Below are 24,007 nucleotides of genomic sequence, written 5' to 3'. Positions count from 1 at the left end.
ATGGAAGCGACGACGACGGAGCGGGCATCGGAGCCGCGCTCCTCCAGCATCACCGCAGTCCTCGATCACGCCTGGGCGACGTCCGCGTTCACCGCGGCCGACGTCATCACCGCGACCGGGTTGTCACGATCGACGGCGATCACGCTCTCCGACGAACTCATCGGACTGGGTTGGCTGACGGAGCTCGACGACGCACGTCAGGCTGGTGCCGCCTATCGGAAAGGTCGCCCCGCCCGACGCTACGAGCTGCGCATCGACGCCGGGATCGTCGTCGGTGTCGACGCCGGAGCCCACTCCATCACCGCCATCGCTGCAGACCTGCGCGGTCGGGAACTCGCGAGGTCGCACCACACCGTCGATCCGGCGGCCACCGCTGAGGCGCGGGTCGACGCCGTCGACGCGGCGATCGACGAGGTCCTGCGACAGTGCGGACCGAAGCCGCCGCTCTGCATCGTGCTCGGCGTCCCGGCCCCCATCGACGCGCTCGGGCGATCACCCGAGGGCAACGTTTTCTGGGATCGGATGAACCCTCGGCTCGGTGAGCGCATCCGCGACCACGGCTGCGCGGTCGTCACCGACAACGACGCGAACCTCGCCGCCGTCGCCGAGGGCGCGATCGGCGCCGGCGTCGGTGTCGACTCCTACATCACGGTGGTCACCGGTGAGCGGCTCGGAGCCGGATACGTCGTCGACGGTCGTCTCGTCCGCGGTCGCGGCCGGGCGGGCGAGCTGCACCTCCTCGACCTCGTCGACGGCGTCGGTTCGTCGCGAGGCATCGCCGCGCTCCTGCGCGACTGGGGTCGCGAGTACCGCGAGAGCGGCGGGCTCCCGGAGAGCAGCCCGCTCAGCCGCATACCGGTCGCGCAGGTGGATGCGCAGTCGGTCCTCGCTGCGGCGGACCAGGGCGACACGGTCGCGCTCGACCTGGTGCGCCGGATGGGTGATCGCATCGCGCGGATGAGCGCCATCCTGGGCGGGTTGCTCGACGTCGAGCGCATCGTGTTCGCCGGCGGGATCGCTCCGTCGATGTCGCAGCTGCTCGAGGTCGCGTCGGAGCGCATCCCCGGCTACATGAGCGCGGAACCTCCCTTGCTCGTCGCGTCGGAACTCGGTGCCGACATGGTGGCGCAGGGCGCGGTCGCGACCGCGATCGACGACGTGCGTCGCAACGCACTGCGGATCGACCTCGCCCGACCAGTACGCTGACGTCGTAGCCAGCCGGAAGGATCACCATGGCCGATGCGATCGTCCTCATGTCAGGGGGTGCCGCCGTGACCCCGTTCACGGGTCCGGACCATGCCGCCGACTCCGGCCTCGCCGCCGGGAACACCCTCACCGCACTGAGAGCGCACCTGCTCGGGCGGGATATCCCGGTCTTCACCGCACCGGCACGCATCGGTGCCGGGGAGGTGCACGAGGACACGGGTTGGCAGGGGTTCGCCGACGTCCCGATCGTGCTGCCCGCCGAGGTGACCGTCAACGCCGTCGGTGGGATCGACGCAGGCGGGACGAGCCTGGCCGCGTTCCTGCGGTGGTTGTCCGACGAACACGGCTTCGCGAGCGTCGACCTCGTCGCACACTCCATGGGCGGTCTCTTCTCTCGTGCCGCGATCCGCGAACTGCGCGGCTCCGGCCCATCGATCGGCCGGCTCGTCACCCTCGGCACCCCATGGGAGGGATCGCTCCTCGGCGACGTGCTCACCGGCGAGATCTCGGTCCACGACGCCCACGGCGACGAGGGGACCGCGACGATCCTCGAGCGGTCGAGCGGCTATGCCGCCGAGAACTCTCAGGGCGCTGCCGACGAGGTCTCACGCCGGTTCCTGCGCGAGTGGAACACGACACAGGCCGGCTTCCTCGATGGCGTCGCCGTCACCGCAGTCGGGGCGGGTCACTTCCACACGGCAGCCGAGCCGCGACAGCTGTGGCCACACGACGGCCTGGTGGCCCTGAGAAGCGCCCGAGCCGATGACGTCCCGGTCGACGTGCTCCCCCGCGTGGTCCGCCACGCCTTCGAGGACGACGTCCACAGCATCTTCTTCGCCGACGCCTTCGACCTCCCGTGGGAGCGCGCGCTCACCTGGGATCCCGAGGTCTTCGCCGTGGTCGACGAGGCGCTCGCGTCCTGAGTCGGCGTCGATGCCCGTGTGAGCCGACCAGCACTCCGGAATATACCCCCGAGGGGTATCGTTCGACCTCTTGGACGAACCGGAGGAGTGCTCATGAGCGACCAGACCCACCACCACCACCACCACCACCACCACGGCCCAGCAGCCGACAATGCGACCTCCTGGCGGATGGCCGCCACCGCCACCCTCCACTGCCTCACCGGATGTGCCATCGGCGAAGTGCTGGGCATGGTGATCGGCACCGGCCTCGGACTGCACAATCTCGGGACCGTGGTGCTCTCGATCGCACTGGCCTTCGTCTTCGGCTACGCGCTCACGATGCGCGGCGTGCGCCGCGCGGGACTGTCCTGGCGCGCCGCCCTCGGTGTCGCCCTGGCGGCGGACACGGTGTCGATCGCGGTCATGGAGATCATCGACAACACCGCGATGCTCGCCATCCCCGGAGCGATGGACGCCGGCCTCACCAGCGGCCTCTTCTGGGGCTCCCTGGTCGCCGCTCTCGCCCTGGCCTTCATCGTCACCACACCGGTCAACCGTTGGCTGATCGGCCGCGGCAAGGGGCACGCCGTCGTCCACGGACTCCACCACTGAGGCCATGATGGGCCTCCGACCTCGCGGTCTGCGACTGTCATTCGGACGGCGCGGTGTCGTCGACGGGGCCTGCCTGCTTCATCGTCGGCGGAGGTCTCGCAGTGCCTCCGGCGACGGGGTGAGACTGCCGACGATCTCGCCGAGGCTGCTGATGACCGGGTGACGTCGATGCGAAGGCGCGTCCTGGTGACCACCGTCGAATCGCAGGAACCGCACCTGGAGCGCTTCGGCGATCTCCTCGTCATGATTGGTGTCGCCGACCATCAACACGCGCCGGGGATCATGGCCCGAGTCCTCCAACCACGCGGTCACGACATGCTCCTTCGACGCCGCATAGACATTGGTGATGCCGTGGACGTGTGCGAAATGACCGTGCAGCGAGTGGGGAGCCAGCTGACGCTCGAGGGTGACCTCCGGGGTCGCCGAGATGAGGACCTGCTCGACGCCGAGCACGTCGATCGCCGCAAGGGTCGCGCGGGCCTGCGGTTGGAGCGACGCCGATCCCACACCGGCCGCGAACAGCGCGAGGTATTCGTCGGCCGCCTCCAGGAAGTCGGCTGCATCGACACCGAGCCGGGCGTAGAAGGCCCGGATGGGGAAGCCGAACACGGCCCGATACGCCTCCTGGTCGGATATCTCGGCAAGACCGCGCCGCCGGAGAACGGTGTTCATCGCGGCAAGCGCCACCTCGACGTCGTCGAGGAGCGTGCCGTTCCAGTCCCAGCACACCGCGTCGATGGTCGTGGATCCGTTCTCGTGCACGAGGTCGAGTCTCACACGGTCGGCTGACATCGGCCGGATCCGTCGAGGCCGGTGGTTCCTGCTCAGGTAGTGCCGACGCCGGCCGCCAGTCCCTCCAGGACATCCGCGAGTGCCACGGCACCGGCCTCGGCGTCCGCGTCCTCGGCGCGCTCTTCCTGCGAATGGGAGACGCCGGTCGGGTTCCGGACGAAGAGCATCGCGGTCGGCGCGTGCGACGCGAGCACTCCGGCGTCGTGCCCCGCGCCGGTACCGAGCACGGGCGCCTCCGGCAGCATCCGTTCGAGGCGCCCGCGGAGGAACGGGTCGAAGTCGGTCGTGGCGCTGAACGACTCCTCGGTGATCACGGCCTCGCATCCCTCCTCCGCTGCGATGAGCGACAGGCGTTCGGTGATCCCTGCCACGATCGCGGCGGTCACGACGTCGTCGGGATGACGGACGTCGATCCAGAAGTCCACGCTCGACGCGATCACGTTCGTGCCTCCCGGCAACGGGAGCACCCGGCCGACGGTCGCCCGAGCGTCCGGCGTGGCCCGTCCGATCGTGCGGATCTCGGTGATCATCCGCGCAGCCGCGACGAGCGGGTCCCGTCGATCCTGCATGAGCGTCGTCCCCGCATGGTTCCCTTCGCCGCGGATCGACACCCGCCACCGTCCATGCCCGAGGATGCTCGAACCGATCGCGACCGGGCGATCGAGGTCGACCAGCGCCCGCCCCTGCTCGACGTGGAGCTCGACGAACGCGTCGATCGCTCCGAGCCCGCCAGGATCTGGACCAACACCCCGCGGATCGACACCATTGCGGGCGAGGACTTCGGCGAACGTGTCGCCCTCCACGTCGCGCAGGGCCAGCGCCCGCTCCGGACTGATCGCACCGGTGAGGAGACGCGAGCCGAGGCACGCGACGCCGAAGCGCGAGCCTTCCTCCTCCGGGAAGACGGCGACGACGATCGGCTTGGTCGGCTCGACGCCACGTGTCCGCAGGACGTCGATCGCGATCAGCGCCGATGCGACCCCGAGTGGTCCGTCGTAGGCGCCACCGCCTGGGACCGAGTCGAGATGGCTCCCGGTGACCACCGCACCCGCCGTCGAACGTGACGGCACATGCCACCAGGCGCGGATGACCCCGTTGCCGTCGATGTCCACGTCGAGGCCACGGCGCTCGGCCTGACTGACGAACCACTCCCGCAGCTCGAGTTCGGCGGAGGAGTAGACGGGCCTCGAGTAGCCTCCCCGACGCTGATCCCGACCGATCCCCGCGACCTCGTCCAGAAGGGAGACAACGGTGTCGTGCGTCACCGGACGGCTGCCAGGCTCGGCCGGAACATCGCCGGCACAGCGTCTCGGCCCTCGACCAGCGCAAGGGCGTATTCGCCGATGAGCGGGGCGAACTTGGCACCGTGGCCGGAGCAGGGCGCCAGGACCGTGATCCCGTCGACACGGTCGATGACGAAGTCCTCCGTCGGGGTGTTCGTGAACAGGCAGGTCGTCTCGGCATACGGTTCCGGAACGAGGCTCGGGAGGAACTCTCGGACGTAGGCGACGACCCGTCGGCGGTTCGCGTCGTCGACGAGGCCGTCATGATCGGCGGCCGAGGGGATGCGCCTGCCGCCGTTGTACTCGGCGACCTTCTGACCACGCCACTCGGCGTCGCGCCCACCGGGGAGCCCGTAGACCTGCATCCGCTCGAACTTGTGGATGAAGGTGGGCCACACTGAACCGGATCGCGCCGGATCTTCCGCGTCGACGCCGATCCGGTCCCGATACGGGAAGTGGTACGCCTGCTCCTGACTGACCTCGAGGGCCGGGAACGCGTCGAGGAACCCGCCCGGCAGCGCGAGCTTGCCGAGGAGGTCCGGAAGCCAGCCGCCGGCTGCGACGACCACCTGCTCCGCATCGAACGCCCTGCCCCGAGATCCGAGCACCCGGTACCCGGTGGCAGTCCGCTCGACCCGCTCGACCGGCTGATCGTTCAGGACCGTGGCCCCGGCGCGGACGGCGGATTCGAGCATCGCCATCACCGCCTGCTCCGCGTCGATCACGCCGGCTCCCGGGTGCCACAGAGTGGGCGTGTCGAAGCCGATGTCCCAGCGGGCTCTGGCTTCGTCCCGGGAAAGCAGCTCGTGATCGATGCCGTGCTCGGCCAGCACCGACGCGAGGTGCTCCGGGCGACGGGTCGCACCGAAATCGAGCGCACCCGTCTGCGTGATCAGTGGACGCCCATGCTCCAGGCCGAGCTCGTCCCACCCAGACGCCGCCGCGAGGACGAGACGGGTGTAGGACGCCTTCGGGTAGGCATAGCGGAAGATCCGGGCCGATCCGTGGGACGATCCCCACTCGTTGGCCGGGCGACTCCGCTCGAGGACGGTGACGTCGTGCCCGGCCTGGGCCAGGCGCCAGGCCGCCGCAGCACCGGCGAGCCCGGCTCCGATGACGATGACGCTCGTCATGCGCGTGCTTCCTGGTCTTCGTCCTCATAGGCGCGCTCGGCGTGGGCGTGCTCGTCGATGCCGGCGACCTCGTGCTCCTCGGGGATCCGCAGACCGATGGTGATCTGGATCACCTTCGCGATCACCCAGGTGACGATGAACGAATAGGCGAGGACCGCGACGGTCGCGATCGTCTGCACGCCGAGGAGTTCGAATCCGCCGCCGTAGAGCAGACCGGAGCGTCCGTTCGGAGCCGCATCCGTCGCGAACACCCCGATGAGGAGCGTCCCGATGATGCCTCCGACGAGGTGGACCCCGACGACGTCGAGGGAGTCATCGAACCCGAGCCGGAACTTCCACTCGATGGCGAGGCAGCAGACGACGCCCGCGATGGCCCCGATGATGATCGCACCGATGGGCGAGACGGCGCCGCAGGCGGGGGTGATCGCCACGAGGGCGGCGATGATCCCCGATGCACTGCCGAGGCTCGTGACCGCTCCGTGTCGGAGTCGATCGACGATGGACCAGCCGATGAGGCCGGCACAGGCGGCGACGGTGGTGTTGAGGAACACGACGCTCGCCGCATTGCCGGCTGCCAGCGCCGAGCCGGCGTTGAAGCCGTACCAACCGATCCAGAGCAACCCGGCGCCGACGAGGACGAGCGGGCGGTTGTGCGGGCGGAGCTTGCCGCCCCAGTCCTTGCTCTTGCCGAGCACCAGGGCCAATGCGAGCGCCGCGATGCCGGCGTTCATGTGCACGGCCGTCCCGCCGGCGAAGTCGACGGCACCGAGGGTGTTCGCGATCCATCCACCGGTCGCCGTGTCGTTCGAGAAGGCGAACACCCAGTGCGCGATCGGGAAGTACACGAACGTCGCCCAGAGCCCGGCGAACAACAACCACGCGCCGTACTTCATGCGACCGGCGGCGGCACCCGCGACGAGTGCCGTCGTCACCCCCGCGAACAGCAGTTGGAACGCCGCGAAGAGCGCGAGCGGGATGCCGGCATCGGGGTCGTCGACGAGTGCCTGGTCGAGCCCCGCGAACTCGAACGGGTTCCCGATGAGTCCGAGCCCGCCGACGGAGTCACCGAAGACGAGCGAGTACCCGAAGGCCACCCAGAGCAACGCGACGAGGCTGGCCCCGCCGAAGCACATGATCATCATGTTGAGGATGCGGCGGGACGAGACCATCCCGCCGTAGAACAGAGCCAGGGCCGGGATCATGAGGGCGACGAGCGCCGAGCTCGTCAGGATCCAGGCGACGTTTCCAGCGTCCACAAATCACTCCATCGTTCGAGGTGCACAGCGGCCGGGCGGCCACAGCGTCGGGTTCGGGTGGAACAGGTGTCGGTGCTCGATGCCGGTCGGCGTTCAGGCCAGGTCGGGGGCGTCCCAGAGGTTGAGCTTCGTGCCGATCCCCTGCTCGACGGCGTTCTCGTAGATCGTCTTCGCCCACGCGACGTCCTCGACGCCCATCCCACCGACGCTGAAGAGCACCGGCTGCTCGGGGAACTCGCGACCGACGGCGTTCCCGTCGAAGACGTCTCCGATGTTGACCACGCGGGACTCGTCGAGCTCGCCGGTCCCGATGAGGTCCTGCCAGTAGAGGCCGATCATCCCGAACGCGGTCTCGTGCGACGGCGCCGGGTACTCCTCGGCCCACGCCTCGTAGATCTTCTTCGCGTCGGCGATGAGGCGCGCCTTGCCGGAGAGGGTGTACTCCTTGTCCATGCGCAGATTGGCGGGCAGGCTGAGGAAGGCGCCCGGCTTGATCCAGTCGCCGTCGATGAACGGGTAGTTCTCCGAGCCGACCAGGCCGGTGACGGCCTCGGAGACGATGTCCGAGTCGCGCACGGCGGCCTCGACCGTCTCGGCGATCTCGATCGTCGTGAACTGCGGGTAGTGCGCGCGGACGTAGTCGGCGAACGCCTCGGAGGTCGACCGTCGGCGCCCGTGGATGCGGATGGTGTCGAGCGAGGGACGGGCGGTGGTCATGGCGTGCAGGGCGCTCTTGTTCATGGCGCCGGGCCCGATGATGCCGAGCGACTTCGCATCCACCGGTGCCAGGAGCTTCGCGGCGGCTCCCGGCACGGCAGCGGTGCGGTAGGCGCTCTCGAGGTTGCCGGACATGATCGCGTAGGGCGCGCCGGTGTCCTTGTCGTTGAGCACGATGAGGTGGATGGAGCGCGGGAGGCCTCGCTCGCGGTTGTCGACGTTCGACCCGTACCACTTGACACCGGCGGTGTCGAAGCGCCCGCCGAGGTAGGCGGGCATCGCCATGAACCGACGGTCGGCGGCATCCAACGGCATGCCGGGGAACGGTGAGGTGGCGGGGAACCCGATCGGTGCTCCGTGCGAGTTGGCGGTCGGGCCGGCCATCCGGTAGTCACCCTTCGCGACGAGCACCAACACCTCCTCCATGACCTCCATGCAGTGGGCCATGTCTTTCATGCCGGCGGCGATGACCTCCGGTTCGCTCAGGTAGAGCATGTCGATCCGGGTGTTCGGGGAAGCGTCTGCAGTCACGGGTGGTCCTCCAGGTCGGGGTGTGTGGTCCTCAGCGAACACGGTCGCGATCGTCCTGGTCAAATACCGATTCGAACCTCGATTGAGAGCGTTTCGCTCGCAATCTGGACGAAACAGCGCGGTAATACGAGGGTCGTATCGTCGATGGGATGGAGCTCCGCCAGCTGCGCTACTTCCTCGCCGTCGCCGAGGAGCTCCACTTCGGTCGTGCCGCGCGACGGCTGCACATGTCGCAGCCACCGCTGAGCGTCCAGGTCTCACGACTGGAGCAGGAGGTCGGCACCGCGCTGTTCGACCGTTCGACGAGGCGGGTGGCGCTGACCCCCGCTGGACGACATCTCCAGGCGCGGGCACGACACATCGTCGAGGAGCTCGACACGGTCCGGGGTGAGATGCGCGACTTCGTCGACGGTCTCGCCGGGGAGCTCACCGCGGGGTTCGTGAGTTCAGCCAACTACACGGTCCTCCCAGGCGTCGTGCAGCTGTTCCGGGCGAGCCGCCCCGGGGTGACGCTGCGCCTGGTGCCGTTGACCTCGGGCGAGCAGTTCGACCGGCTCCGCGACGGCACGCTCGACGTCGGGATCGTCCGTGACGAGGTCCCGCAGACGCCGTCCGACAGCTCCCCCACGCTCACGACCGAGGTCGTCTTCGAGGAGCGTCTCGTGGCGTGCCTCCCGGTCGGTCATCCGCTGGCGGGCCGACCCGAGGTCACCGCGCACGAGCTCATGGAGGTCCCGATGATCTCCTACCCGCGGGCGCTCATGCCGGGGTTCGTGGACCGCGTCGCGGAGGTCCTCGGCACGTCGAGTCGGACGCAGGTGGTCGAGGAGGTCGTCCATCAGGAGACCGCACTCGGGTTCGTCGCGGCCGGCGTGGGCATGACGATCCTGCCCGAGTCGGTGCGGCAGCTGGTGCCGCCGTCGATCGTCGTCGTGCCGCTCGCCGGGTCGCCGACGACACGCCTGCTGGCCGCTCGTCAGGAACGGACGGACGAGAGCCCGGTCCACGACGCGTTCATCGCGTGTCTCCGCGACGCGGCCGCACAGCTCAGGTGAACGCCCACACGCACACCGCGCGTCCGCCTCCCGTCTCGGCGGCGTAGCCCAGGTGTTCCTGCCCGGCCTGGACAAACGAGTCGCGCCTGTCCAAGCTGGAACCGATGACCGACACCCGCGACGACTTCACCATCCGCCGAGCCACCCCGGACGACGTCCCCCTCCTCCAGGAGTGGAGCTGCGACGAACCGGTCGCCTGGGTCGATCCGGAGCGGCTGACCGCCGAACTCGCGAGTGGGAACTATCGGCCGGAATGGTCGTGGATCGCCGAGCAGGACGGTCGCCCGGTGGCACGAGCACTCTGGTGGGGCCAGGCGGACGCGAACCGGCCCGCCACACTCGACTGCCTCACCACCACGGTCGAAGTCGCGGAGCCCGAACGTGTCGGCGCTGCGCTCATCCGCGCTGGACTGGACGCCTTCGGCGCAGGTCCCGCACTGGAGTTCAATGTCGACGTCTCCCCTGCCTGGGCGGATGACGCCGCCAGCGTGGAAGCGGTGCGATGGCGCCATGAGGCGGCACGCGCGGGTGGATTCTCGCGCACGACCGAGCGGGTCAGTTTCGCGAGGTCCAGCTCCGATCCGGTGCCGGCGCGATCGCAGCGCCTCCGTTTCGTCGCCGCCGCGGACGACGCGTTCCATGAGCTGTTCGCCCTGGTCGCGACCGGCACCCTCGATGCGCACACGCAGGACATGGTCTCGCGCGAAGGGCTCGAGGCGCTCGCGGACGACGATCTAGCGTTCTACCAATCGCTCCCCGGCGAGCGGGACGCCTGGCGGGTCGCAGAGCTGCTCGACGGGACGATCGCGGGATTCATCGTCCCGACGAGGACGGCGTACGACGCGAGCATCAGTTACCTGGGCGTGCTCCCCGAGCATCGCGGACACGGTTACGTGCACGACCTCTTGGCGGAGATGGTCCACGTGCACCACGGGTCGGGACAGGACCGGATCGTCGGCACCACGGATGCCGCGAACACGCCGATGCGTGGCGCGTTCGAACGAGCCGGCTTCTCGGTCACGCGCGTTCGGATCGTGCACGAGCAGTAGGTTCGCCCCGGGCTCGGTTCCGACCGTGTCAGCCGAGCACTGCGACACGGTCGACCGCCGCGCGTGTCAGACCCGCGACGACCGCAGCACGCGGACGACCCCGAAGCAGACCGCGAGCCAGATGATCAGCTGCAAGACCGCAGCGACGAGGAGCGGCAGCACGAACGACCCGCTTTCGGCGGAGGACAGCCAGACCGTCGAGACGACGGTTGCGGCGATCCCTGCGCCCGAGACCGACAGGAAGAGGGTGCGCGTCGTCGCCGCCTCCCGCCGGTCAACGGACTGCGCAGTCGCCGTCTGTGGCTCCGGCGGGCCGCCGGTTCCCGGAGTGACGCCGGACCACACGGAGATGGCGCGGATGATGCGGTTCTCGGAGACCTGCAGCCGGAGCAGGATGACGACGCTCGTCAACGCGACCGCGAACCCGATGAGGACCACGAAGCCATAGAGCGCCCCGCTCTCCCCCACCCAGAACGGACCAAGGACGGTCACGGTCGCGACGGAGAGGGTGGCGGCCACGACGAGTGCCACGGACGAGACGAGCCCGAGCGCCAGGCGGGCCGGGCGACGGTACTCCAGGAGCAGGACCTCCAGAGCGACGTCGCCGACCTCAGCCTGTCGCTGTCCACGCTCGGTGGCACTGATCCACGCTCTCGCCTCAGGTCGGAGCAGGAAGGCGTTCCAGGCTGCCGCCGTGGATGACGCGGCCGAGGGCTTCGAGAGCGCTCGCCTCTGTTCAGGCTGTGGGGGTTGCTCGAGGGGCATGCGACGACCTTACGCTGACGGCGGGGCCGGCGAGATGGGCCCGGCCTGATGCGGTGCGTGTCATCTCACTGCGCATCGATGAAGGTACGGAGCGCCTCGACCCACTGCTCATGCGCATCGAGATGCGCGTCGTGCGATGCGCCGCTGAGATCGACGCGACGGACGCGCCTGCCCCGGCCTGCGAACGTCGCCTTCTGATCCTCGGTGAGGATTCCTCCGCCTGCATAGACCACGAGGGTTTGCACGCCTCGATCGTCGTCTGCATGACGTCCGCGTTGAACCGTGGGACCAACCCGTCGAGGAGGCGTTCGTGCGCAGCCAGGCCGGGAGCGGCCACCGCTAGCCTTACGTCATGCAACGCAGGGGTGTGGGCGCATGACGATCGACGATCTTCTCGCGGAATCAGACGACGGATGGTCTCGTAAACCACGGACCGTGCGTCAGGTGCTGGGAACGCTCGGGGTAGCCATCGGCTGTATGGCCGGCTTCGTCGTCCTCGTCGTCGCGCTACTGGGGTCGTTTCAAGGCAGCTACAGCTCGTTCCTCGAAGGTGACGTGTCCGTCTGCGGCTACGCAGGCGTGGATTCGGTCTGCCAGCAGGAGCTGCGGGAGCAGGTGCGCACCACGATGCACATTCCGCTCGCCGAGGACGTCCGCGTCGAGAAGCTGCGTCGCTACGGGTTCCCCGATCCGATCTATCAGGCCCGGTTGTCGTTCCCGAGCGCCGCCGATGCGAGGGCTGCCGGTTACACCGTGCTGGAGGTGAGACCGAGCGGCTCAGCCATCGTCGTCGTGAAGGCGAACGGCTGACTCCTGACCCATCCTTGCTCGACGGCCGGCGGCGCCGCCGTCACCAGGCCGCGAGCATCCGGTCGGCCGTGCGCAGCGACAACGCCATCTGCGCGAGGCCCGGGTTCGCGGAGAGCGCGCTCGGGAACGTGGAGTTGTCGCAGATCCACAGGTTGTCGATGTCGTGCGATCGACCCTCTCCGTCGACCACGCCGTCACTCGGATCGTCGCTCATCCGGCACGTGCCGAGCGTGTGCGCCGTGCGCGCCAGCACCCTGGTGCTCCGCGCACCGGCCGCCGTCAGGATCTCCGTCATCGTGCGGATGGCGTGGCGGTCGATGGCCTGCTCGTTGTCGCCGGGCGAGAACGAGATGGTCGCACGCGGCAGACCCCATTCGTCCTCCTCCGACGAGAGCTCGAGCCGGTTGCCGTCGGCGGGCAGACAGTCGGCGTTCATCCCGATGCCGGCGTTGTACCGGGACGCGTCGAGCTCGTCGACCAGCTCGGTACCCCAGAGACCGCCGCCGCGCACGAGGGTCGTCGCGTAGTTGAAGGGCATGACGCCGAGGCTCTGCAACAGATACCCTCCTGCGAAGTCCGCACCGTCAGGGCGGACGAAGTCCTCGGTGATGAGCGCCGACGGGTAGCCGCGGTAGCCGCGGATCTGCTCGTCGAACCGCCCCCACACCTGCACCGCACCATGGGCGAGGAAGTTCCGGCCGACCTGACCGCTGGCGTTCGCGAGGTCGTTGTGCAGCAGGAGCCGAGGGGTCTCCACCCCGCCGCCGGCCAACACGAGCACCTCGCAGCGTTGCCGCTTGTCGACGCCGTCCTGGCGATAGACGACGCCGGTCACCCGACCGCGGGCATCCCGCTCGATGGTGTGCACGACGGCGTCCGGACGGATCTCCGCTCCCGCCGCGACCGCCGCCGGCAGGTAGGTGATGGCCGTCGTCGCCTTCGCACCGTGGCGCTCGCCCTGGTGGATGGAGCCGACGTTCGTCGTGGCGCGTCGGAGGCCGTGGTGCGGCTGATCGCGGTCGCGCGTGATGATCGCGGCGGGTGCGTCGGTCGCCCGGATGCCGAGCGACTCTGCGCCCTTCGCCATGAGGTCAGCCGGGGCGTTCCGCTTCGGCGGCGCGTACAGGTAGGTGCGCGATGGGTCCCACGGATACGGCGTCGGCCCGGAGACACCGATGGTCGCCTCGACCTCTTCGACGTAGCGGGTGAACTCCGCATGATCGACGGGCCAGTCACGGCCGAGGCCGGTCTCGCTGCGCAGACGCAGGTCACGGGCGTCCGGTCGGGGCGTGAACGCGCCCCAGTGGACGGTGCCACCGCCGACGCCGAAGCCGCTGTTGTTCGGACCGAACGCCGTCGGAGCGTCCCCGCCGCTGAACCGGCTGGACATCCAGTTGATCGTCGTCGCGTCGACCTCGTCCGGCGTGGACTCCGCGGGGTCGTGATTCGGCCCGGCCTCGAGCGCGACGACGCGCAGCCCCGCCTCAGCGAGTCGCGCGAGCAGTGGTGCGCCACCCGCACCGGTACCGACCACCACGACGTCGACGCTGTCGTCGAGGTCGTAGGTCTTCATCGCGTCCAGGTTCACGCTGCGTCCTCCTGCTGCTGTGCGGCTGTGGGGGCGGGCGCGGCGCCAAGGTCGGAGGGCTCCCAGCCATCTCGGGTGTCGGCACCGAGCTCGCGGTAACCGGCGAAGTCGACGTCTTCTGCGCCGGTCGCGAACCCGTCGTACCCGACCCGGGCCAACGATGCGGGGTGGATGAGCCACTCCCGCGTGACGTCCACGCGCAAGTCCTCGAACCAGCGCCGCAGATCGTCCGCGTCGATGGCGCCCCCTGGAACGCCCCGGCCCTCGATCACGGCGCTGATCAACGCATCCTGGTCATCGGCCGAGTCCGTCCAAGCGGTTCGGAGGTCATCCAGCCCGGCGCGGTAGGCCTCGTCGTCCGTGAGTCCTCCGACCGGCCGCCATCCGTCGCCACCACCGGCTGCGAGGTCGGCGTCGACCCGCGCGGCGAGGTCGATCCGCCCACCCGCCGGTTGCGGAACCAGGCGATCGGCGATAGCTCGGAGCAGGTCCAGCTGTTCCGCGCTCAGCACGCGGGGCCGATACCGGGGGTCGTCCGGCAAGGCGCGTCGTGCCAGCGCGCTGCGCACCCGCGGCGTGGTCCGCAGGGACGCGATGACGAGCCCCCACTCGGCTGGGACGATGGCGCTGTGTGCGACGATCTCGTCCCAGAACTCGGTGAGCGCGCGCGCGACCGTGACCGGACGCTCGTACGAGAGCAGATGTCCGGCTCCTGCGAGCGACACGAATCGTGCACGGGGGTAGACGTCCGAGAGCAGCTCGGGCTGCACTGCGGCTCCGAGCGCCTCGTCCTGATCTCCGGCGAGCACGATGCACGGGAGGTCGAGCTTGCCGACGGAGGACGCGATGTCCTCCTCGCTGCCCTGCTCGAGCCAGCGGCGCCACGCGACGGGCGACATGGCCTGCACGGACGCCACGGCGGCGGCCTGTAGCTCGGCCGGAAGGGATGCACCCACGTTGTCGTCGACGAAGGTCTGCGCGTCCGGCTCGGCGATGGGCCCGTCCTCGATCCAGCTGAGCATCTGGTGGCGCTTGGCGTCAGGCATCGGCTCGGGCGTGGGCGGTGACGGTGCCAGGAGCACGACGCCGAGGAGCCCGAACACGGGGACGTCGCCGTGGCGGACCCGGGCGGCGATCCCGGCGGCGACCTTGCCGCCCATGCTGTGGGCGCACAGTATCCAGGGTCCGCCGTCGGCCTGCTCCGCGATCACGGCGAGGGCAGCGTCGACCTGCGACTCGACGGAGCCGTCCGGCGCGTCGGCCGTGTCACCTTGGCCGGGCAGCTCGACGGCGATCACCCGGAACCGAGCGTCGAGTTCGCGAGCCACGGGTGCGACCGCGGCGGCGTCGAGCCCGAGCCCTGGGAGGAAGAAGACCGTGCACGCAGCCGCGGTCACGGGGTGACCATGCCGCCGTTGACGTTCAGCGTCGCCCCGGAGACGTAACCGGACTCCGCTGAGGCGAGGTAGACGTACGCCGGCGCGAGCTCAGCCGGCTGTCCGGCACGCTGGTACGTGTTCTCGTCGTCGAAGGCCTGCATCTGCTCGTCGGAGACGCCGTCGGAGACCTGCAACGCTGTCCACACGGGGCCGGGAGCAACCACGTTCACGCGGATCCCGCGCGAGGCGAGCTGCAGCGCGAGCCCCTTCGAGAGGTTGTTGATCGCGGCCTTCGTCGCCGCGTAGTCGAGCCGGTCGGGTGACGGCTTGTACGCCTCGAGCGACGCCGTGTTCACGATGCTCGCGCCCTCGCCCAGGTGCTCGAGCGCCGCCTTGGTGATCCAGAAGTTCGCGAACACGTTCGTCCGGAAGGTCTCCTCGAACTGCTCGTCGCTGAGGTCTTCCACCCGGTCGACCGCGATCTGCTTGCCCGCGTTGTTGACGAGGACGTCCAGGCCTCCGAGGAAGTCCGCGGCCTCCGCGACGAGCCGACGGCACTGGTCGGCGTGCGAGATGTCGGCGACGATCGCCTTGCCCCGGCGTCCTGCGTCGGCGATGAGCGACAGCACGTGCTCGGCGTCCTCCTCCTCACCCGGGAGGTGGGCGATGACCACGTCCGCGCCTTCGCGGGCGAACGCGATCGCCGTGGCCGCACCGATCCCGGAGTCGCCGCCCGTGATGAGCGCCTTCCGACCGGTCAGCCGTCCGCTGCCCCGGTAGCTCGCTTCACCGAGGTCGGGAACGGGGGTTATCCTGGCCTGCACGCCCGGCTCCGGCTGGTGCTGCAGCGGGGGCTCGACCCGGTCGTACTGGGTCACGGGGTTGGTCAGGTCGTACTGGTCGCGCGGAGACATGACGACCACGCTAAACGAGACACAGGCCGGAACCGGTGGGGTTGCACTCAGCGCGTCCGGTGGTGCAGACGTCCGATGGAGGGCCGCGGCGTTCGGGCCGCGTGATCCGTGCGTGGACCGCGTCGTCGCCGATCGGGTCAGCAGAACGACGAGGGTCCGCCCCAGCCGCCGACCCAGGCCGCCACCCGGGGATCAGGCCGGAGCTGGTGGACGCCGTCGGCGACGAGCTGCTGCGTCTCGAAGGCATCCGGACTGCCCAAGCGTTCCTCACGCCGCCTGGCCCGCCGGGATCGCAGGCGGCCGAGCGACGCGCCGTCCGGGTCGACGAGCTCGACGGTGCCCACGTCTCCGGTACCGAGGCGGTCGACCAGATCGACGATCCACGTCGGGTCGAGGATGACGATCGGACGGTCGAGCTCCCACGTCACTCGGGCGTCGACTCCGGCTGCTTCGTCGAGGACGCGCGGGTCTCCCCCGAGCTCCTCAGCTCCCCCGCCGTCGAGGACGAACCGAGCCTGCGGGAAGGCGGTGAACAGCGAGTCCGCCGCGACGAACCGAGCGGCCGCCGTATGGACGCCCCGCAGCCGCACGACGAGATCGACCGCGTCCGACCACAGCCCCCGCGGCGCGGACCCCGACACGGGGATCGACGAGAGGAGCCGCATGGTCTGGGCGTTCGCGCGGTCCAGGCCTGAACCGTCACGCTCCCCCCACTCGGGGCCGTCGTGCCAGGCCACCGCTTTCGGGACATGGGCGAGGACCGCTCCCGCCTGCCACATGCGGTGCGCCCACTCCCAGTCCTCACCGCCGTACGAGGTGAAAGACTCGTCGAATCCGCCGACCTCGTCGAACAGGCTCCGCGAGCAGGCGATCACCGCGCCGATCATGAATCGATAGGAACGGTCGTCCGCGTCGCGCAGATCCCGACTGCGCGCGTACTCCTCGGCGAGCCACGCCGGTTCGGCGAGCTCACGGCCGGCGGCCGCCTCGGCGACCGGTGTCTCCGGGGCGACCCCGCTGAAGTCGGCGTGGCGACGCCGCCCCACCGTGACCGCCTCGGGCAGCAGGGCGGGGAGCCGCGTGAGCGCGCGCACGTACCCCGGCTCGGGGACCGTGTCGGCATCGAGGAAGCACAACACCTCGCCACTGCTCGCCCGCACGCCCAGGTTGCGGACGGCGGCAAGCCGGAACCCCTGGTCCTCCTGCCTGACGAGGATCACGTTCTCCGGCACCGACACGTCACCCGGGGATCCGTCGTCGGCGACGATCACCTCCAGGAGGTGACGCGGGTAGTCCTGCGCGGCGAGGGCGTGCAGGGTCCGGAGCAGCTCACCGGGCTGGTCGTAGTGCGCGACGATGACGGAGACGCGTGGGAGCGGATCAGGATGGACGTCGTCGAGCGTGTCCCACCGGTTGCCGACGACCCACGGCCGCACACTCGCGGTCACGCGTCGCGCCAGACGGTCAGGAGAGCCGAGAGCCGGTCGAGGGCAGGGACGACGAACTCGGCGTGGGACGCATACCAATCGGTGTGGGCGGCGCGCACCTCGGCGTCGTCGACCTCGACGCCCTCCAGGATCCAGTGGTCGCGGGGCTCGTCCGTCAGAGACCAGGCGTCGACGACCTCGGGTGCGATGGGCGCGCGCACCGCGTTGAGCAAAGGGCGTCCGGGGTCGGTGACGCCGCCAGGGGCCCCCAGGACGTCGAGGACGCGGGCGCCGAGCGGCAGCCAGATCGCGTTCCCCGGGTGGTTGACGGTGCGTGCGTGGTCGGCGGTGACCGACTCGAAGAGGTCGGACACCGGCACGTCGGTCGCGGCCTCGCGTCGCCGCAGTTCCTCGACGGAGGCTCGGCCGATCGCGCGAACGGCGTCCGGCTGGAGCGCGGACGCGACTGGCAGACCTGCAGCGGCCGCGAGCGTCCGGACGTCGTGGTACGCCACGATCGGCGGGTTCTCCTCGACGCCGGGGACCCGGACGGCGGCCTGGAACGGATGCAAGCCTCCGAACCGCACCGGAGTCACCGTCAGCACGCGGCCACTGGTGGAGGCTGCCACCTGACGCGTGCCGAGCGGCAGATCGTGGTAGTCGTCCCGCACGGGTTGCGAGACCACGGTGTGCGCGGCGCCGACCACCTCGTGCAGCCGCTCCGCATCTTCGGGGGTCATCTCGTGCACGGCCGGCACCCGCACGAACCTGCGGTCCGGTGCATCCATCACGGTGCGCAGGGACTCAGCCTGGCAGTTGCCGAGCACCACCCCGAAGTCCGTCGGCAACGGCGCGAGTCCGTAGAACTCCGCGTAGTGCCTGCGGCGTGCCTCCACCGGCGACCCGGCGGGCGCAGCGGTCGTGCCCGGTTCCAGGGTGTGGCTCATGCGTCGACGGTATACCGTCGCCGTGCGTGGCGTGGTCCTGCCGCATCGGGGTTGCGCCGGGACGCCGGAGTCTGCCATCAGCGCCGGACATGCGCGTCAGCATCACACTCAATCGGGCTGGCGCGGCACGCTGGCGGCACGGAACGGAGCAGACTCATGACGGCGGTGACGGTCTGCAAGAATGGGCAGATGTCGTCCGCCCGCTCGACCCGCGCCCTTCGTGGTGTGGTCGCAGCGGCGTTCTCGATCTTCGTCGCGCTCCTGTCGCACGTCGCCGGCGGCGGGTCCATGCCCGGCGCCCTCGGCCTCGTCGTGCCACTCGTGTTCTCGACCCTCGTCTGCGTCCTGCTCGCGGGCAGGCGGCTGTCGATCGTCCGTCTGTCAGTCTCCGTCGCGGTGAGTCAGGTCCTGTTCCACACGCTCTTCGTCCTCGGCACCGCCCAGGGCACCACCTCGACGGCGACGCCGAGCGGACACCTCTCCCACGGATCACCGGTGATCCTCGACACGTCGTCGATGCCGATGATGCACGACGGGCACGGCGGTGCCGGCATGTGGTTCGCCCACCTCGTCGCCGGCCTCGTGACCATCGCCGCGCTCCACCGAGCCGAGACGCTGCTGTCGACGGCCGCAGCCATCACGGAGTTCGTCCTCGCACGACTGGTGCCCGCGGTCCTCGCAGCTCTGGCGTCGCCAGTGCTGCCCGCCCGGGTGCTGCCGCAGCGTGACGTGCCGATCCTGCGCCCACTCGGCGTGTATCCGGAGACGACCGCCTTGCGCGGGCCTCCGGCGCTGTCCTTCCTCTGAGATCACGGCACGACCTCGCCGAGCTGCACGCTCGGTCGACGGTCACCGCTGCGTGCGCGTAGGACGCTTCCTCGACGACGACGCTCGAACCAGCGTCATCCCGATGCGCCGTGCGCCGGCGGAGTGCCACCATTTCCGCCGCTCGGTCCTGCCCCGGCGCCCGTCCGGGTGCGATCGCGGGCTCACCGGGTGAGCTGTGCCGCTGCGTTCGTCCACTCGAGCCCGCGGGGAAGGAGCCACCTCCTATGGCAGAAACAACCATTCCGTCGAATGCGCCCGAAGCCGATCCGAGCGGTCGGCGAGGCCAGTCGCCCGTCCTCGTGCCGATCCGTGCACCTGAAGCCGTCATGCTGGCCGCGTTGCCGGTGGCGGTCGTCGTGGCGCTCTCCGCGCTGCAATTCACCGGTGCGTTCACAACCGGCACGCTGCTGTCGGATCCGGGGGTGATCGTCACTCGCGGTCTGCCGGTCGCGAGGGTCATCCACGATGCCGCCGCGTCGGTCACGATCGGCCTGCTCATCGCGGCGACCTTCCTGCTGCCAGGGCAGCGGATCCTCCCGGGGGTCGTCTCGTTCTCGCAGTCGAAGGCGATCCGCTGGGCCGCCTGGGCGGCCTCCATCTGGCTCGCGGCGGGAATCGCAGTGCTGGTGTTCACCGCGGCGAACTCCATCGGTGTGCCGGTGTCCTCGCCGACGTTCGCGAAGACCTTCGTGTTCTACGCGACGCAGTTGGAACTCGGGCAGACCCTGGTGTGCTCGCTCGCGTGCGTGCTGGTGGTGTTCTGCATCGTGATCCTCGCCCGCCGTCTGGCGTGGATCGCCGCCGCGAACGCGATCGCTGTCTTCGCACTGCTTCCGCTGTCCCTGTCTGGTCATGCTGCAGGCTCCGACGAGCACGGCAACGCGGTCAACTCGCTCGCGATCCACCTCATCGGCGTCACCGCCTGGGTCGGCGGTCTCGTGGCCGTGATCCTGCTCCGTCGGAAGATCGGTGATCAGATCGGCGCGGTCGTCGCACGCTACTCGGTGCTCGCCGGTTGGGCGTTCGGTGCGGTGGCCTTCTCGGGCGTCGTGAACGCCTCGCTCCGCCTCGCGGGCCCGATGGACCTCCTCACCCCGTATGGGCTGCTCCTGGTCGCGAAGACCGTCGCGCTCGTGCTGCTCGGACTCGCCGGCGTGTGGCATCGGCTCCGGCTCATCCCCCGGCTGCAGGCCGAACCCGGGAAGCGGTCGACGTTCATCCGGCTTGCGGTCGTCGAGGTCGTCGTCATGGCGGTCACGATGGGCGTCTCGGTCGCGTTGTCGCGCAGCCAACCGCCGGTGTCGCAGGAGCCGGTCGCCGACGACGTCCGCCGTCGGCTCCTCGGGTTCGCCTACCCGCCGGAGGTGACGCCACTGCGGATGTTCACCGAGTGGCACGTCGACTGGATGTGGGCCGGCCTCGCCGTGGTCGGTGCGGCCTGGTACCTGTGGGCGTTCCGTACGCTCCGGCGCCGCGGCGACGCCTGGCCCGTGGTCCGCCTGATCGCCTGGCTGGCCGGGTGCGCGGCGCTGTTGTACGCGACCAGCGGTGGCCTCGCCGTGTACGGGCAGATCCACTTCAGCACGCACATGCTGCAGCACATGGCGCTCATGATGATCGTGCCGCCGCTGCTCGTCCTGGGCGGCCCGATCCTCCTCGCACTGCGAACCCTGCCCAGTCGCACCGACGGGGGCCGAGGCCTCCGGGAGTGGATCCTCGCCGTCGTGCACTCGCGGTACCTGCGGCTGCTGTCGAAACCGGCCGTCGCAGGAGTGCTCTTCGCCGGGAGTCTGGTGGTGTTCTACTACACCGGTTGGTTCGAATGGGCGATGCTCGCCCACCAGGGTCACATCCTGATGACGGTGCACTTCCTCGCCACCGGGTACCTGTTCTTCTGGGTCCTCATCGGCATCGACCCGGGCCCGAACCGCCCGGCCTACCCGTTCCGGATCATCATGCTGCTCGCGACTCTCGCCTTCCACGCCTTCTTCGGACTCGCGATCATGTCCAGCGCCACCGTGCTCGCCGAAGGGTGGTGGACCGCCCTCGGCTACACGGACACCGCCGCCCTCCTCGCCGATCAGGCGGTCGGCGGCGGCATCGCGTGGAGTGTCGGCGAGATCCCGGCCGTCCTCGTCGCCCTGATCGTCGTCTCCCAGTGGGTGCGGAGTGACGAACGTGCCGCGAAACGCTACGACCGCCGAGCAGAACGCGACGGGGACGCAGAACTCACCGACTACAACGCCCGCCTCGCACGCATCAACGACCACGACCAGGCCTCACGAAAGGACCACCCGTGACCACACACGCACCGACCCGACGCGACGCCGACGGCCCACCCCCGGAGCCGGTTGAACGCTGAGACTCCGTCGGGAGGGGTCGCGCTGGGCGGAATCAGGCGGTGACGACCGCGATGACGAGCAGCACGACGGTCGCCGCAAGCACTCCCAGGGTCACGGCCCGCGTACGGCTCCGGTGCTCCGGCGGCACAGCCAGCGGCAGCGAGACCGCCACGACCAGACCGGCGAAGAGTGCGATCGGGGTGCCGAAGAGCAGGCTGTACCCGTGGAGGTCGCGGTCGTCCCAGCCGAACCGGCTCGACACCACCATCCAGATCGCCAGCAGGAACACGATCGCGGCCGCGGCGGCGACGACACCGGCGATCACCCGGAGGACGAGACGTGTCCGAGTGGTCGCCCGCCGTGCGTGCGGGTGGGCCATACGGCCACCCTAGAGCGGAAGCCGAGGCGTCGGCCAGACCAACGGAGACGGTCGCTCTCCCCAGGTCGCCTGAATCCGCATCCGTCATCGCATCAGTTGACCTCCGCCGAGCGGCTCCTCGCGGCGTAGACGGCGGGGGTCACGGAGAACCGGGTCCGGAACGCCCCGATGAAGCTGCTCACCGACTCGTAGCCGACCGCGGGTGCGACGTCCTGCACGGCGGCACCCCGTCCGAGCATGCCCGCGGCAGCATGCAGGCGCACGCGGACCCGCCACTCGCGGAAGGTGCATCCCGTGCCGTCCACGAACGCCCGTCCGATCGTCTTCGAGCTGACGCCCGCCGCCGACGCCCAATCGTCGAGTCCGCGCGGGTCGGCGGGGTCCGCCATCAGGGCCGACGCGATGGCACGCGCACGCGGTTCACGGGGCATGGCCAACGCCTCATCGTCGCGAGCCGCAGCCGAGAGCAGGTCGACCAGGAGCGTCCAGCACCGCCATCGACGGCGCCCGGTCGGGTCGGCGTCGAGCAGATGCGCCAGCAGCGCTCCCGAGAGGTCGTCGACCCGGACGGTCCGTGCACCGTTCCAACGGCCGCCTTGTGGGCGCAGTTCCGGGTCGGCGTAGACGCTGATGAGCTCTCCGGGTTCGCTGAAGCTCATCTCGTGCACCATCCCCGCGGGGATCCAGGCGAGGTGCTCTCGCCGCATTCGCCGTCGATCGCCGAGGACCGACACCTCCATCGAGCCGGAGCTCATCCACGCGAGTTGGTCTTCGCGGTGGGAGTGCTCGTCGAACCGTGTCGTCGCGTCGACCCGCGAGCGAGAAAGCCGGAATTCCCCCGATGTCCTCTCGCCGTCATCCAGCGGGCCGACAAGCTCGATTCCGCCGTCCGAGTGATCGCGACCAGACATCCAGCTGTCTCCATTCGACAAGTCCTGTCCACTCAGCGCGATAGCGCGAAGCGATTAGGCAAGGCTAACCTGACTGTCGTCATCCCGCCAGCCGAACCGATGAAGGACCCCATGATCGTTCCGAAGCACCACCGCGCCCCGAGCGCGAGGGCCGCTCGCCTCCTTGCCGCGATGAGCGCGCTCGCCCTCGTCGGAGTCGCACTCTCCGCCTGCTCGAGCGCCGCCTCGACGACCGCCGAGAACCCGAACTACACGACCGAGCCGAGCGACTCGTTCCCGGTGACGATCGAGCACGAGTACGGCGAGACGATCATCCCGTCGGAACCGCAGCGGATCGTCGTGGTCGGCCTGACCGAGCAGGACATCCTCCTCGAACTGGGTGTCACACCGATCGCGACGACGGAATGGTACGGCGAGCAGCCGTATGCGGTGTGGCCGTGGGCGACGGACCTCCTGGGCGATGCCGAGCCGACCGTCCTCACCACGACCGACGGGTTCGAGTACGAGAAGATCGCGTCACTGCGGCCGGACCTGATCATCGGGACGAACGCCGGCATGACCGAGGAGAACTACGGGAAGCTCGCGGAGATCGCCCCGACCGTGACCAATGAGGAGGGCGCGGGGCTCTACTTCGCGGACTGGCGGGACCAGACCAGGATGGTCGCCCAAGCCGTGGGTCGGTCGGCGGAAGGCGAGGCGCTCATCACCGGCGTCGACGAGGCCTACGCGGCGGCCGCAGCAGCGCACCCGGAGTTCGCGGGCCTCACGGCGACCTTCTCGCAGGGTGGGCCGTGGGACGGCAACCTGTGGGTCTACCCCGACGGCCTCAACACCGACTTCCTGACGGATCTCGGGTTCACGATCACGCCCGGGTTGCAGCAGTACGTCCCGAGCGAGGGCGGACAGGCGCAGATCGCCGCGGAGAACGTCGGCGTCATCGATGCTGACGTGATCGTCTTCGCCACGGAGTCAGCGGATGCCGTCCAGGAGGTGCTGGGATTCGGCACCACCTCGAGCCTCGACGCCGTGACCGGCGGGCACGCGGTCTTCACCGACGGCGAGCTCGCTGGCGCGATCTACTTCCTCACCCCACTCAGCCAGAAGTACGTCCTCGAGCAGTTGGTGCCGCGCCTGGTGGACGCCGTCGCCGGCACAGCTCCACAGAGCGTCGACGGCTGACC

23 protein-coding genes are annotated in these 24,007 nt (G+C 69.8%); 9 read left to right on the top strand and 14 right to left on the bottom strand.

Features of this window, described 5'->3' with window-relative positions:
- From EAO79_RS13110 to EAO79_RS13100, 3 genes are all read left to right on the top strand, one after another.
- On the top strand, nucleotides 1-1,206 hold the full coding sequence (locus EAO79_RS13110) for an ROK family protein (RefSeq protein WP_124769252.1): 1,206 nt from the start codon (nucleotides 1-3) through the stop codon (nucleotides 1,204-1,206).
- Nucleotides 1,207-1,232: 26 nt separating this feature from the next.
- On the top strand, nucleotides 1,233-2,129 hold the full coding sequence (locus EAO79_RS13105; protein WP_124769251.1) for a triacylglycerol lipase: 897 nt from the start codon (nucleotides 1,233-1,235) through the stop codon (nucleotides 2,127-2,129).
- A 93-nt stretch (nucleotides 2,130-2,222) separates the two neighbouring features.
- Complete coding sequence (locus EAO79_RS13100; RefSeq protein WP_124769250.1) at nucleotides 2,223-2,720, top strand: DUF4396 domain-containing protein; 498 nt, start codon at nucleotides 2,223-2,225, stop codon at nucleotides 2,718-2,720.
- A gap of 78 nt (nucleotides 2,721-2,798) precedes the next feature.
- Here EAO79_RS13100 and EAO79_RS13095 read toward each other — a convergent pair whose 3' ends face one another.
- The 5 genes from EAO79_RS13095 to EAO79_RS13075 all read right to left on the bottom strand — a co-directional run bounded on the left by EAO79_RS13095 (nucleotide 2,799) and on the right by EAO79_RS13075 (nucleotide 8,432).
- Nucleotides 2,799-3,512 carry an HAD family hydrolase gene (locus EAO79_RS13095; RefSeq protein WP_124769249.1) on the bottom strand — a complete coding sequence of 238 codons (714 nt, stop codon included), beginning with the start codon at nucleotides 3,510-3,512 and terminating at the stop codon, nucleotides 2,799-2,801.
- 32 nt (nucleotides 3,513-3,544) lie between these two features.
- Nucleotides 3,545-4,777 carry an allantoate amidohydrolase gene (locus EAO79_RS13090; RefSeq protein ID WP_124769248.1) on the bottom strand — a complete coding sequence of 411 codons (1,233 nt, stop codon included), beginning with the start codon at nucleotides 4,775-4,777 and terminating at the stop codon, nucleotides 3,545-3,547.
- Nucleotides 4,774-5,928: an FAD-dependent oxidoreductase gene (locus EAO79_RS13085; RefSeq protein ID WP_124769247.1), complete on the bottom strand. Its 1,155-nt coding sequence runs from the start codon at nucleotides 5,926-5,928 to the stop codon at nucleotides 4,774-4,776. Before EAO79_RS13085 ends, EAO79_RS13090 begins: the two co-directional genes overlap by 4 nt.
- The gene (locus EAO79_RS13080; protein ID WP_124769246.1) at nucleotides 5,925-7,184 is read right to left on the bottom strand and encodes an ammonium transporter; all 1,260 of its coding nucleotides are present in this window, start codon (nucleotides 7,182-7,184) and stop codon (nucleotides 5,925-5,927) included. Before EAO79_RS13080 ends, EAO79_RS13085 begins: the two co-directional genes overlap by 4 nt.
- A 93-nt stretch (nucleotides 7,185-7,277) precedes the next feature.
- The gene (locus EAO79_RS13075; protein ID WP_241160877.1) at nucleotides 7,278-8,432 is read right to left on the bottom strand and encodes a tyramine oxidase subunit B; all 1,155 of its coding nucleotides are present in this window, start codon (nucleotides 8,430-8,432) and stop codon (nucleotides 7,278-7,280) included.
- A gap of 149 nt (nucleotides 8,433-8,581) precedes the next feature.
- Between EAO79_RS13075 and EAO79_RS13070 the strand changes: the two genes are divergently transcribed.
- Together EAO79_RS13070 and EAO79_RS13065 are read left to right on the top strand one after the other, a co-directional pair.
- A complete protein-coding gene (locus EAO79_RS13070) occupies nucleotides 8,582-9,487 on the top strand; it encodes a LysR family transcriptional regulator (protein ID WP_124769245.1) in 906 nt (301 codons plus the stop codon).
- A 104-nt stretch (nucleotides 9,488-9,591) separates the two neighbouring features.
- Nucleotides 9,592-10,536 (top strand): GNAT family N-acetyltransferase, encoded by a 945-nt coding sequence (locus tag EAO79_RS13065; protein ID WP_124769244.1) that lies wholly within the window; start codon nucleotides 9,592-9,594, stop codon nucleotides 10,534-10,536.
- A gap of 66 nt (nucleotides 10,537-10,602) precedes the next feature.
- Here the strand turns inward: EAO79_RS13065 and EAO79_RS13060 are convergent, their stop codons facing one another.
- Nucleotides 10,603-11,301, bottom strand: a complete 699-nt coding sequence (locus EAO79_RS13060) for a hypothetical protein (RefSeq protein ID WP_124769243.1) — start codon at nucleotides 11,299-11,301, stop codon at nucleotides 10,603-10,605.
- A gap of 65 nt (nucleotides 11,302-11,366) precedes the next feature.
- On the bottom strand, nucleotides 11,367-11,546 hold the full coding sequence (locus EAO79_RS13055) for a hypothetical protein (protein WP_124769242.1): 180 nt from the start codon (nucleotides 11,544-11,546) through the stop codon (nucleotides 11,367-11,369).
- Between the two features lie 130 nt (nucleotides 11,547-11,676).
- Here EAO79_RS13055 and EAO79_RS13050 point away from each other — a divergent pair, with 130 nt between their 5' ends.
- Nucleotides 11,677-12,111, top strand: coding sequence for a hypothetical protein (locus tag EAO79_RS13050; protein ID WP_124769241.1), 435 nt, complete (start codon nucleotides 11,677-11,679; stop codon nucleotides 12,109-12,111).
- Nucleotides 12,112-12,151: 40 nt separating this feature from the next.
- On the opposite strand, the gene EAO79_RS13045 is transcribed toward EAO79_RS13050, so the two are convergent.
- The 5 genes from EAO79_RS13045 to EAO79_RS13025 form a co-directional block, all read right to left on the bottom strand.
- Nucleotides 12,152-13,699 (bottom strand): GMC family oxidoreductase, encoded by a 1,548-nt coding sequence (locus tag EAO79_RS13045; RefSeq protein WP_241160876.1) that lies wholly within the window; start codon nucleotides 13,697-13,699, stop codon nucleotides 12,152-12,154.
- A complete protein-coding gene (locus tag EAO79_RS13040; protein ID WP_124769240.1) occupies nucleotides 13,696-15,096 on the bottom strand; it encodes an alpha/beta hydrolase in 1,401 nt (466 codons plus the stop codon). Before EAO79_RS13040 ends, EAO79_RS13045 begins: the two co-directional genes overlap by 4 nt.
- Nucleotides 15,093-15,992: an SDR family oxidoreductase gene (locus EAO79_RS13035; protein WP_124769239.1), complete on the bottom strand. Its 900-nt coding sequence runs from the start codon at nucleotides 15,990-15,992 to the stop codon at nucleotides 15,093-15,095. The genes EAO79_RS13040 and EAO79_RS13035 overlap by 4 nt, the downstream gene beginning before the upstream one ends.
- Before the next feature lie 137 nt (nucleotides 15,993-16,129).
- A complete protein-coding gene (locus EAO79_RS13030) occupies nucleotides 16,130-17,440 on the bottom strand; it encodes a glycosyltransferase family 2 protein (RefSeq protein ID WP_124769238.1) in 1,311 nt (436 codons plus the stop codon).
- Nucleotides 17,437-18,366, bottom strand: a complete 930-nt coding sequence (locus tag EAO79_RS13025; RefSeq protein WP_124769237.1) for a WcbI family polysaccharide biosynthesis putative acetyltransferase — start codon at nucleotides 18,364-18,366, stop codon at nucleotides 17,437-17,439. The genes EAO79_RS13030 and EAO79_RS13025 overlap by 4 nt, the downstream gene beginning before the upstream one ends.
- 189 nt (nucleotides 18,367-18,555) lie before the next feature.
- On the opposite strand from EAO79_RS13025, the gene EAO79_RS13020 reads away from it, so the two are divergent.
- Together EAO79_RS13020 and EAO79_RS13015 are read left to right on the top strand one after the other, a co-directional pair.
- The gene (locus tag EAO79_RS13020; protein WP_124769236.1) at nucleotides 18,556-19,173 is read left to right on the top strand and encodes a hypothetical protein; all 618 of its coding nucleotides are present in this window, start codon (nucleotides 18,556-18,558) and stop codon (nucleotides 19,171-19,173) included.
- A 245-nt stretch (nucleotides 19,174-19,418) separates the two neighbouring features.
- Nucleotides 19,419-21,494 carry a cytochrome c oxidase assembly protein gene (locus tag EAO79_RS13015; RefSeq protein WP_124769235.1) on the top strand — a complete coding sequence of 692 codons (2,076 nt, stop codon included), beginning with the start codon at nucleotides 19,419-19,421 and terminating at the stop codon, nucleotides 21,492-21,494.
- Between the two features lie 94 nt (nucleotides 21,495-21,588).
- Here EAO79_RS13015 and EAO79_RS13010 read toward each other — a convergent pair whose 3' ends face one another.
- Together EAO79_RS13010 and EAO79_RS13005 are read right to left on the bottom strand one after the other, a co-directional pair.
- Nucleotides 21,589-21,915 carry a hypothetical protein gene (locus EAO79_RS13010; protein ID WP_124769234.1) on the bottom strand — a complete coding sequence of 109 codons (327 nt, stop codon included), beginning with the start codon at nucleotides 21,913-21,915 and terminating at the stop codon, nucleotides 21,589-21,591.
- A gap of 92 nt (nucleotides 21,916-22,007) precedes the next feature.
- Nucleotides 22,008-22,826, bottom strand: coding sequence for an AraC family transcriptional regulator (locus tag EAO79_RS13005; RefSeq protein WP_124769233.1), 819 nt, complete (start codon nucleotides 22,824-22,826; stop codon nucleotides 22,008-22,010).
- Nucleotides 22,827-22,937: 111 nt separating this feature from the next.
- Between EAO79_RS13005 and EAO79_RS13000 the strand changes: the two genes are divergently transcribed.
- A complete protein-coding gene (locus EAO79_RS13000; protein ID WP_206428236.1) occupies nucleotides 22,938-24,005 on the top strand; it encodes an ABC transporter substrate-binding protein in 1,068 nt (355 codons plus the stop codon).
- Nucleotides 24,006-24,007 lie beyond the last annotated feature (2 nt).

The organism is Plantibacter sp. PA-3-X8 (assembly GCF_003856975.1).
Taxonomy (GTDB): Bacteria; Actinomycetota; Actinomycetes; order Actinomycetales; family Microbacteriaceae; genus Plantibacter; species Plantibacter auratus.
This window is presented reverse-complemented; position numbering and strand designations above follow the sequence as displayed.